Origin of the sequence: Parabacteroides goldsteinii DSM 19448 = WAL 12034 (assembly GCF_000969835.1) — a bacterium.
Lineage (GTDB): Bacteria > Bacteroidota > Bacteroidia > Bacteroidales > Tannerellaceae > Parabacteroides > Parabacteroides goldsteinii.
This window is the reverse complement of sequence record NZ_KQ033912.1, coordinates 1,796,952-1,806,674: the sequence shown is the minus strand read 5'-3', so window position 1 is coordinate 1,806,674 and position 9,723 is coordinate 1,796,952. Positions and strand designations below refer to the sequence as shown.

Below are 9,723 nucleotides of genomic sequence, written 5' to 3'. Positions count from 1 at the left end.
GGGCAGTAATGTCGAAGCCGAGTAGTACTAATAGCCCGAGACTTTCTATTTCCGAGAGGAAGGATTGATATATCAGCAGGGTTAGTAGAGATACTGACAAAGCGAAAGTTACTGATAAAGTAGCGTTGTCCAGGTCAAACATCTTAAAAGGTATTAAGGTGGTTATAGCGTTGGGGATCCACCTCTTCCCATTCCGAACAGAGAAGTTAAGCCCAACCACGTCGATGGTACTGCGTAAAAGTGGGAGAGTAGATAGCCGCCGTTTTAGAGTCACAGACTCCAAACAAATGAAAGGAATCAATCGTAAGGTTGGTTCCTTTTTTATTTATAATAATATCATTTATCTTTGTCCCAAAATCAATGCTTTATGATCAAGTCTTATATCTTATTTGTTTTCTTTTTTATCTCTGCTATTCTTTCTGCACAGGAGAGTATTAATTATGCTGTAGTAAAAGATATCCCTTACCGGACTACAGGTGACCCGTATGGTCTGGAACGTTGCAAGCTGGACGTCTATTATCCTGAAAACGGGAAGGACTTCGGGACGGTTGTTTGGTTCCACGGTGGTGGTTTATCCGGTGGAAGTAAGTTTATTCCGGAAGAGTTAAAGAATAGTGGTTTGGCTGTCGTTGCTGTCAATTACCGCTTATTGCCTAAATGTTCGATTAAAGATTGTATTGATGACGCGGCTGCGGCAGTGGCCTGGACATTTAAAACAATAGAAGAATATGGCGGTAGCCGGCAGCGGATATTTGTATCCGGACATTCTGCGGGCGGTTATCTGACAAATATGATCGGGTTGGATAAGAAATGGCTGCAGGTTTACGGTATAGATGCAGATTCAATTGCTGCCCTTATACCTTTCAGTGGACATGCTATCAGCCATTTTGCCTATCGGGAATCGCTGGGAATGAAGGAAACGCAACCCAGTATCGATGAATTTGCTCCGCTTTATTATGTCCGTCCTGATGCTCCTCCTCTAATAATCGTATCAGGCGACCGCGAAATGGAAATGTTGGGGCGTTATGAAGAGAATGCTTATTTCTGGAGAATGATGAAGGTGGCCGGGCATAAAGAGACTTATATCTATGAATTGGATGGATACGATCATGGCTCGATGGCGGCACCGGCTTTTCATATACTAAAGAACCATGTCAGAAGAATTTTAGGGGAATAGAAACAGATGGGGGACTTTTATCCCCCCATCCGTAATTTTATTCATATCGAACTGCGGTACCGGCAGCTGTAACCATCAGCATGCTTCCGCTTCCTCCTACAGTTTCATAATCCAGATCGACAGCAATAACGGCATTGGCTCCCATTCGTGTAGCCTGCTGGCTCATTTCCTGTAAAGCCGTTTCTTTTGCTTCACGCAATACGCTTTCATATGAACCGGCTCGTCCGCCTACTATATCGCGTATTCCGGCAAAGAAATCTTTGAATACGTTTGCTCCTATAATTGTTTCACCGGAAACGATCCCGTAATATTGGGTAATCTTTTTCCCTTCGATGTTGTTTGTTGTTGTCAGTAACATGATTTTCTTTTTATGGATGTGTATTGGTCATTTCAAATACGAGTTTACCGCCTTTCGCCATCTCGGCATGTGAGAAGAACGGGGTTTCGAGCTCCTTTCCATTCAAAGTAACCGTCCGGATATATTTGTTTTCCGGACTGTTGTTTTTAACCACGATCTCGAAAATGCCGCCTTTTACGTGAATTAAGGCGCGATCTACCATCGGACGGCCCAATGTGTAAACCGGAATACCGGGAGCAACCTGATAGAATCCCAGGGCACTCATTACGTACCATGCTGACATCTGTCCGCAGTCTTCATTCCCGATGATACCGTCAGGCTTGTTTGTATAGAACTCGCGCATGATATAATCCAGACGTTCCTGGCCTTTCCATGGGGAATCTGTCCAGTTATACAGGTAAGCCATGTGGTGGCTCGGTTCGTTTCCGTGGGCATACTGGCCGATCAGGCCGGTGATGTCGCCGGATGCATGTTCGCCGTCAACCTGTGAAGAGGTAGTAAACAAGGTATCCAGACGTGTTTCCAGTTCTTTCTTGCCACCGATGGTAGCAATGAAGTTGTCCATATCGTGCGGAGCAAAGAAACTCCACTGGAAAGCATTTCCTTCCGTATAATCGCTTCTCATATGAGCTGAATAACGCGGATTGAACGGTGTACGGAATGAACCGTCACTCATGATCGGACGCATCATTTTTGTTTCCGGGTCCAGATAACGTTTGTAATATTCTCCTTTGGCAGCATAAGCCTGAGCCAATGAATCCAGTCCTGCTTTGGCAGCGATTTGCGAGATACACCAGTCTTCGTAGGCCATTTCCAGTCCCCATGAAACGGATTCGGGAACAGAGTCGGCAGGAACGAAGCCATATTTCTCTTTGAAGTACGGATGGAGGGTAATCAGATCCAACTCGCGTGTCCCTTTGAACTTCTCTGCCAGGTCTTCACGGTATACGGAAGAACGGGCACCGGCTTCCGCCCATGTTTTCAGGTCACCGTCTGCCAGGTCTTTGGAAACCAGGTCAGCCAGGACAGATACAGCCGGGTAGCCGACCATACAGCCGGTATAGCTTGAAGCCAGCGGCCATTTGGGAAGAATACCACCTTCTTTATATCCTTGTACCAACACTTTACCCCAGTCGGCAGCCAGTTCCGGATTGATGATCGTCATCAGCGGGTGAAGGGCACGGAAAGTATCCCACAGGGAGAATACGGAATAATTAACGTATCCCGGTTCCGCCTTATGCACCTTTTTGTCCATACCCAGATAACGACCGTCTACGTCCTGATAGGCGAACGGTGCGATCATCGTATGATATAATGCCGTATAGAAGTTGACCATTACGGTCGGGTCAGCGCTCTGAATTTCGATTGCGTTCAGGGCATCGTTCCATATTTCAGCCGATTTGATGCGGGTTGCTTCGAAATCCCATCCCGGAAGTTCTGCTTCCAGATTCTTTTCGGCTCCGTCAGTATCAACCATGGAAAGGGCAACCTTTACGTACAGAGGTTCTGCTTTTTCCGGGAACTTATAATGGAATTTCAGGTCTTCTTCCGTATTGATGCGCAGGAACAAAGAATCCTGGCGTAATTTGCCTCCGATGTATTGGTAAACGGTTTCGATCGGCTCAGAGAATGTGATCCGGTAAGAAACCGAATGGAAATGTGCCCATCCCTGTGTACGTACTGTACCTTCTACCGTCGAGTCGTTAACAAACAGGTAACTGTTGTCTACCAGTTTGTGTCCCCAGTTCGGTTGCAGGATATGTCCCAGGTCGAGCATAACGCGGCGGTCTTTGGGATTATCGTAAGTATATTTATGAAAACCGACCTTGTCGGTACTCGTCAGTTCCACGTTTACACCGAAGTTATCCAGACGTACGGCGTAATAACCCGGAGTCGCTTTTTCGGTATCTTTATTGAAAAGTCCGACCGGTTTGATCGAATCGCCTCCGGAGAAAGGCAATAGAGCCACATCACCCAGGTCGCCGATACCGGTACCGGAAAGGTGCGTATGACTGAATCCATAGATTTCGCGGTCGTCATAATGGTAACCGCTGCTGGCATCCCAACCCATGATATGCGTATCCGGACTGACCTGTACCATCGCAAACGGGCGGGTGGCACCGGGGAAAGTATGACCGTGGAATCCGGTTCCTATGAACGGGTCGACATACTTGATTTCATCACTTAATAACCCACTGTTGGGAGCCGGCTTGCATCCTACCAGCAGGCAAACTAAGACTACCTGAAAGAATAAGATCGTTTTCTTCACTGTTTATTTTGATTTAGTTTAAAATTAGCGGACTAAAACTATTTAATTAGCACAGCTACAAATATAATGAAAAAGAACTATATACAGGTCTTTTTCCTTTTATGAATAAAAAAGTCACAAAAAACTGCAACCTTTTACCAGGCTGTCTCGTCTAATATAACAGAGATGAAAACAGATGAGTTCATAACAAGGATACTGCCTTTAAAAGACAACCTGTTGCGGGTTGCTTACAGGATCACCGGAAATGCAGAGCGTTCCGAACAGATCGTTCAGGACGTGATGTTGAAGGTTTGGGGAGAGCGTGCCGCCTGGATTGTGATAGAGGACATTCCATCTTATTGCCTGATGGTGACACGTAATATGGCGCTGGATACTATTAATTTACAGCGGAAGCGGACAGAAAGTTTTACCGTCAGATAACTCTTTTATAGAAATAATATGGATTATAACCGTATTACATCGTTATTAGACAAATACTGGGAATGTGCGACCACGATTGAAGAAGAACGGGAGTTACGCCACTTTTTCTCGTCAGACGCATTACCGCCTGAGTTGCGTCCTTATAAGGCATGGTTTCTGACACCGGAAGCAGAGACATTGCCGCCTTTAGGGAAAGAGTTTGACTTGAAGGTGTTACAGCAGATCACCCGGGAGAAAAAGCTACGCCGCCTCCGTCTGTTTTATTCTTTTTCGGCTTTGGGGTTGGTCATACTGGTTCTTTTGACGATCCTCTTGCTGACATCTTCTTTTATGTTGTAATGTTGCTGTGTTTAATATGAAGCCTTGCGGATTTGTTCTGCAAGGCTCTTTCTGTTACCTTTGCGGAAAAATAACAAACTATGTTCACGGTAATCGGAATCATGTTCGGAGGTATCGCCGTAGGATATCTGTTGCGCAAAGTCGAACTGCTGCAAAAGATAGGCAAACCTATTTCTTATACGATCCTGCTATTGTTGTTTCTGCTGGGTATTTCGGTGGGGGCCAACGATGCTATTGTAAACAACCTGACAACATTAGGCGGACAGGCTTTCTTGATCGCCTTGGCCGGAACGACCGGAAGTGTTTTAGCCGCCTGGGGAGTCTATCATTTCTTTTTTAAGGAAAGGAGGAGAGAATGAAAGGGAGTCTGATTGTAGTCGGATTCTTCGCTTTGGGCTGTATTCTCGGATGGAGCGGGTATCTGCCGGAAGTGGTCGTTAAGAACGATATCACCATGTATGTACTTTACCTGCTGATGTTTCAGGTCGGGTTGAGTATCGGGAGTGATAAGAAGTTGAAAGATATATTGTGCAGTATCCGTCCCAAGCTGTTGCTGGTTCCGTTGGCAACTATTATCGGGACGCTGACGGCGTCGGCTTTGGTGAGTTTACTGATTACCAAATGGAGTGTGTTCGATTGCCTGGCGGTAGGAAGTGGTTTTGCCTATTACTCATTGTCTTCTATCCTGATTACGGAGTTGAAAGAGGCGTCGCTGGGTGTACAGATGGCGACGGAGTTAGGAACAATCGCATTGATCGCCAATATCATCCGTGAGATTATGGCGTTGTTGGGCGCCCCGTTGTTTGTCAAGTATTTCGGGCGATTGGCTCCTATTTGTGCCGGCGGTGCCACGACGATGGATACAACATTACCGATTATTACGCGTTATTCAGGAAAGGATCTGGTATTCGTTTCTATCTTTCACGGCATTTTGGTCGATTTTACGGTACCGTTCTTTGTTTCTTTTTTCTGTTCGATGTAAATTAATAAATGGAGTAGGAACCTTTATGAAGCACTTACTGATCGTTTTATTGTTGATAATCTCATTCGGTGTAACCGCTCAACCGGCACGAAGACTGGAAAAGCCGGCTGCGGATGGCCCTATCCCTGTAGGACAAGCTGTTTTTTACGGTGAATTTGTTCAGCGACTGAAGAAATTCAAAAGTGGCGGTTATCCTCAGGATATCCGGCTGATAAATATTGAAACGAACGAGGTGCTTGTCTTCCGGGTGAAGTCGACCTTTAAGACTTCGAAAGAAAATCAATTCTGTTACCTGATCGAACCGGGGACGTATGCAATTCTGAATTATTGGTGGACCGAAAGCAAATGGTATGGCGGCCGTTCTTATATGGAGCCTATTTATAAGGGGGAAGATTCCATTCAGGAAACCGAACGGAAAATAAAAAGCAAAGAACAACGTCCCGATGAATTAGTCCTGTTCAAATTTTCTGTTGCCGAAAATACATTGAACTATGTCGGAACATGGCATTTCGAGAACTCCCCTGTCTTCTTCACCAACGACAAGGAAGAAACTGACGAAGAAATGCAGGATAAATACAAAAAACTTGATTTTCGGTCTTCTCGCACGGCTATACCGGATTAATCGTTATTCTGTTTATCTGTAATAGCGACCTGTTTGTCGGGTATAAAACGGGTATAAAAGAAGGAGGTTGTATCAATAAAAACTTTGATGCAACCTCCTTTTTTATGTTCTGATTTTTATTTCTTTACTGTCTGCAACATTACTTTTACCGCTTCTTCCAGTTGATGGTCTTCGCCTTTCAACTGTGATTCCGGTGTGTTGTAGATTTCGATATCCGGCTGCAGTTCATGGTTTTCCAGGTAATTACCTTGCATATCCTGAACGCCTACCTGTGGAATACCGAATACGATGGACGGGTCGATCTGTGATTCCCACCATACGGCAGTCATGGTTCCCGGGACGGGAGCACCGATTAGTTTACCGATACCCAACGTCTTGTATACCCAAGGGAAACCATGTGCATTCGAGTAGTTATCTTCGCAAACCAGTACGCATGATGGTTTCAGCCATTTGTTGAAGGGGTCGCTACCGATATACTGCCCGCGAGGCATGAAACGCTGGTATTCTTTACCACTCAACAGCGTAGCCAGGTCATCGTGCAACCAGCCTCCGCCGTTATGACGGGTATCCACAATCACCGCTTCCTTGTTGCGGCAACGTCCCAGCAGTTCGGAATAGACTTCGCGGAAACTTTCACTGTTCATGCCTTTAACGTGTACATATCCGATCTTGCCGCCGGACAGTTCATCCACTTTCTTGCGGCAGTTTTCTACCCAACGTTTGTACAGCAGGTTAGATTGTTGGCCATAAGAGATCGGTTTCACCTGCTCTTCGAAACGTTCTTTTGTTGCCGGGTTGTAGACGGACAACAATACTTTCTTTCCGGCTTTACCGCTCAGTAACGGATAATAGTTTTCACCACTTTTGATAGGTTTCTCATTGATCTTTTCAATGATGCAACCCGGTTTGATTTTTGTATCAGCCAATGTCAACGGCCCTTTGGCGATGATCTCGGCAATCTTTAATCCGTCGCCGGTATAGCTGTTATCGTAGAATGCACCCAGGCAGGCTGTAGCCGGAGCGGATGACGATGAATAATACCGGGCACCTGTATGTGAACCGTTCAGTTCGCCCAACAGTTCGGACAACATTTCCTGAAAGTCGTAATTGTTGTTGATATGCGGCAAGTAACGGGCATATGCTGTTTTGTATCCTTCCCAGTCGATGCCATGGATCGTCGGATCGTAGAATTTGTCTTCCACCTGACGCCATATATGATTGAAAATATATTCGCGTTCCTGCGGCGGGCGATAAGAAAACTCAGCCTTGAAGGGGATACCTTTGGTTTTGCTGTCTTTGATCTCCACCTTTTTCAGCTGGCCACCGGATACCAGGAACAGGTTCTCACCTTTCTTGTCGGCAAACATTCTTCCGCCACCGACACCTTTTATCAGTATTTTGGTTGAATTTTCCTTGAAGTTACGTTCCCACAGGTCGTAACCGCTTTCGAAAGCTGCACAATAGTAGAGTTTGTCTCCTTTCGGTGTCAGCACGGCGTCGCCCATATTCGAAGAATTGATAGTCAGACGGATGACGCGGTCTTTACGGTTTTCCAGATCGAATTTCAATGGTTCGACAGGCTTGTCCGCATCGTCTTTCTTGTCTTTATCATCTTTCTTCTTGTCATCTTTTTTGGCTTTGGAATCTTTCTTATCTTCCTTTTTATCGTCTTTCTTATCCTTATCCTTGTCTTTGTCCTTATCCTTTTCTTCATCTTCAACTAGGGCAAGTTCTTCCTTGCTCAGGCGGAATTTGTCGTATGCTTCGGCATCGAAGAACATGATATAGGTATCATCCTGTGCACCCCAACTGCCGTGGCTGCGGTAACCGGCACGGTCGGACGACCAGATCATCGCTTTGCCATCAAGTACCCATTTCGGATCACCATCAGAGTATCCGCTTTCGGTCAGGTTGGTAATATCTCCGCTACCATCTGCCTTTACCAGGGCAATATCCTTATTGTTCCATCCGCCGATAGCGATATATTGCACCAGGAACCATTTACTGTCGGGTGACCATTGATAAGTCTGGTCGCCGTCGGCATACGAATAGTTGTATTTACCATCCAAAACAGTACGTACCTGTTTACTTTTCAGATTGATGACGCGTAAAGTGGTACGGTCTTCCAGGAATGCCACTTCTTTACCGTCAGGAGAATAAGTAGGCTGGAAAGACGTTTTGTCGGTAACTACCAGCGGTTCTTCCTTGATTTCTTGTGCGTAAGTAAAATATTTGTCGTCTTTACGAACCAGGCTGCTTTGATAAATGCCCCATGTTTCGCCGCGTTCGGCCGAGTAAACCAATGAACGACCGTCAGGGCTGAAATCTATATTACGCTCTTGCTGCGGCGTATCGGTGATCTGACGGGTTGTTTCATATTCAACCGATGTCACATATACATCTCCTCGTACGATAAAAGCAACCTCTTTTCCGTTCGGAGAGACAGCAATACTGTTTGCCCCGCTCGACATCAGGCGATGGATCAGATTATTTTCGATCTGGTCGGAGATGATGTTCACTTTTACCTTGGCTGGTTGTCCGCCTTCTTTGACCGTGTAAATCTCACCGTCGTAACCGTAACACAAAGTACCGTTCTTGTCGGAAGTCAGGAAGCGGACCGGATGTGTCGTATGGTTTGTTATCTGTTTGCCGCTCTTGCCGGTCAGGTCATTCTTAAAGATATTGAAGCTGCCTTTTTCTTCACTCAGATAGTAAAAGGCATTTCCGTCCGGCGACCATACCGGATCGCGGTCTTCTCCACGGAAAGAGGTAATCTTTTTGAATGTACGGTCATTATCCAATGTACATAACCAGATATCGCGGGTAATGGAGGATTGGTGGTGTTTGCGCCAGGGATCTTCATATCCTTTGAAATCGTTATACAATACCTGTTTTCCGTCTTTACTGAATGCCAGGTTTTCCATAGCCAGCGAGGAAAATAACTCCGGACGTCCTCCTTGGGTGCCGACCTGATAGATCTGGGCGAACAGGGAAGAAGGAAACTGGCTGTCTTTTACATCCTGCTGGATAGAAGCTGAATAAAGGACATGGTCGTTGTCGCTGAATGTTTCCGGATATTCGTTTGCCGAATGTACGGTTAACTGCGTAGGGGCCCCTCCTTCTTTGTTCATAATGAACACATCGAAGTTTCCGTTGCGGTCGGAAGCGAATGCGATTTGTTTTCCGTCGGGCGACCAGACAGGGCGTGTGTCGTGGGCCGGATGGGTTGTTAACTGGGTAGCTTTACCACCTGTTGTCGGAACGGTATAGATATCCCCCTTGTAAGTAAAGGCGATCATTTCCCCGTTCGGAGATATTGCCGGATAGCGCATCCATAGCGGATCGTTCTCTGCAAATGCCGACCCAGTCAGTAAAAGGGCCGATGTTAAGATCAGTAATTTTTTCATGCGTTTATTAATTTCCGTAAAAATACGAGATTATTTTTATACAAATGTCATATTTAACATATTCCTGATAAAAACTGTTCCGGGGGTATAATTCAACAGCACGAAGAGAGATCGTATTCCTTCCTTCTTTTTATGTTCGAAAAACGGAA

Annotated in this window: 9 protein-coding genes and 1 rRNA gene; 7 read left to right on the top strand and 3 right to left on the bottom strand. The window is 45.7% G+C overall.

The window, feature by feature from the left end:
- Positions 1-154: 154 nt before the first annotated feature.
- Together rrf and HMPREF1535_RS06780 are read left to right on the top strand one after the other, a co-directional pair.
- Positions 155-265: ribosomal RNA gene (gene rrf / locus HMPREF1535_RS06785) — 5S ribosomal RNA — on the top strand.
- A 102-nt stretch (positions 266-367) separates the two neighbouring features.
- Positions 368-1,177 carry an alpha/beta hydrolase gene (locus HMPREF1535_RS06780; protein WP_007655894.1) on the top strand — a complete coding sequence of 270 codons (810 nt, stop codon included), beginning with the start codon at positions 368-370 and terminating at the stop codon, positions 1,175-1,177.
- A 37-nt stretch (positions 1,178-1,214) separates the two neighbouring features.
- Here HMPREF1535_RS06780 and HMPREF1535_RS06775 read toward each other — a convergent pair whose 3' ends face one another.
- Together HMPREF1535_RS06775 and HMPREF1535_RS06770 are read right to left on the bottom strand one after the other, a co-directional pair.
- Complete coding sequence (locus HMPREF1535_RS06775; protein ID WP_007655892.1) at positions 1,215-1,535, bottom strand: YbjQ family protein; 321 nt, start codon at positions 1,533-1,535, stop codon at positions 1,215-1,217.
- A 10-nt stretch (positions 1,536-1,545) separates the two neighbouring features.
- Complete coding sequence (locus HMPREF1535_RS06770) at positions 1,546-3,804, bottom strand: GH92 family glycosyl hydrolase (RefSeq protein WP_007655890.1); 2,259 nt, start codon at positions 3,802-3,804, stop codon at positions 1,546-1,548.
- Positions 3,805-3,969: 165 nt separating this feature from the next.
- Here HMPREF1535_RS06770 and HMPREF1535_RS06765 point away from each other — a divergent pair, with 165 nt between their 5' ends.
- From HMPREF1535_RS06765 to HMPREF1535_RS06745, 5 genes are all read left to right on the top strand, one after another.
- Positions 3,970-4,224: a sigma factor gene (locus HMPREF1535_RS06765; protein WP_007655888.1), complete on the top strand. Its 255-nt coding sequence runs from the start codon at positions 3,970-3,972 to the stop codon at positions 4,222-4,224.
- Between the two features lie 18 nt (positions 4,225-4,242).
- Positions 4,243-4,563, top strand: coding sequence for a hypothetical protein (locus HMPREF1535_RS06760; protein ID WP_010801408.1), 321 nt, complete (start codon positions 4,243-4,245; stop codon positions 4,561-4,563).
- Between the two features lie 80 nt (positions 4,564-4,643).
- Positions 4,644-4,922, top strand: a complete 279-nt coding sequence (locus tag HMPREF1535_RS06755; RefSeq protein WP_007655885.1) for a LysO family transporter — start codon at positions 4,644-4,646, stop codon at positions 4,920-4,922.
- Positions 4,919-5,545 (top strand): LysO family transporter, encoded by a 627-nt coding sequence (locus HMPREF1535_RS06750; RefSeq protein WP_007655883.1) that lies wholly within the window; start codon positions 4,919-4,921, stop codon positions 5,543-5,545. The genes HMPREF1535_RS06755 and HMPREF1535_RS06750 overlap by 4 nt, the downstream gene beginning before the upstream one ends.
- 25 nt (positions 5,546-5,570) lie before the next feature.
- Entirely contained in the window at positions 5,571-6,167 is a 597-nt protein-coding gene (locus HMPREF1535_RS06745; protein ID WP_046145666.1) for a restriction endonuclease subunit S domain-containing protein, read from the top strand.
- Between the two features lie 116 nt (positions 6,168-6,283).
- On the opposite strand, the gene HMPREF1535_RS06740 is transcribed toward HMPREF1535_RS06745, so the two are convergent.
- The gene (locus HMPREF1535_RS06740) at positions 6,284-9,574 is read right to left on the bottom strand and encodes a S41 family peptidase (protein WP_046145665.1); all 3,291 of its coding nucleotides are present in this window, start codon (positions 9,572-9,574) and stop codon (positions 6,284-6,286) included.
- Between the last annotated feature and the right edge of the window lie 149 nt (positions 9,575-9,723).

Bases quoted from the DNA above. Each gene is read 5' to 3' on its own strand.
- HMPREF1535_RS06780 (WP_007655894.1), top strand. From the start codon at position 368: ATGATCAAGTCTTATATCTTATTTGTTTTCTTTTTTATCTCTGCTATT.
- HMPREF1535_RS06775 (WP_007655892.1), bottom strand. From the start codon at position 1,535: ATGTTACTGACAACAACAAACAACATCGAAGGGAAAAAGATTACCCAA.
- HMPREF1535_RS06765 (WP_007655888.1), top strand. From the start codon at position 3,970: ATGAAAACAGATGAGTTCATAACAAGGATACTGCCTTTAAAAGACAAC.
- HMPREF1535_RS06760 (WP_010801408.1), top strand. From the start codon at position 4,243: ATGGATTATAACCGTATTACATCGTTATTAGACAAATACTGGGAATGT.
- HMPREF1535_RS06755 (WP_007655885.1), top strand. From the start codon at position 4,644: ATGTTCACGGTAATCGGAATCATGTTCGGAGGTATCGCCGTAGGATAT.
- HMPREF1535_RS06750 (WP_007655883.1), top strand. From the start codon at position 4,919: ATGAAAGGGAGTCTGATTGTAGTCGGATTCTTCGCTTTGGGCTGTATT.
- HMPREF1535_RS06745 (WP_046145666.1), top strand. From the start codon at position 5,571: ATGAAGCACTTACTGATCGTTTTATTGTTGATAATCTCATTCGGTGTA.
- HMPREF1535_RS06740 (WP_046145665.1), bottom strand. From the start codon at position 9,574: ATGAAAAAATTACTGATCTTAACATCGGCCCTTTTACTGACTGGGTCG.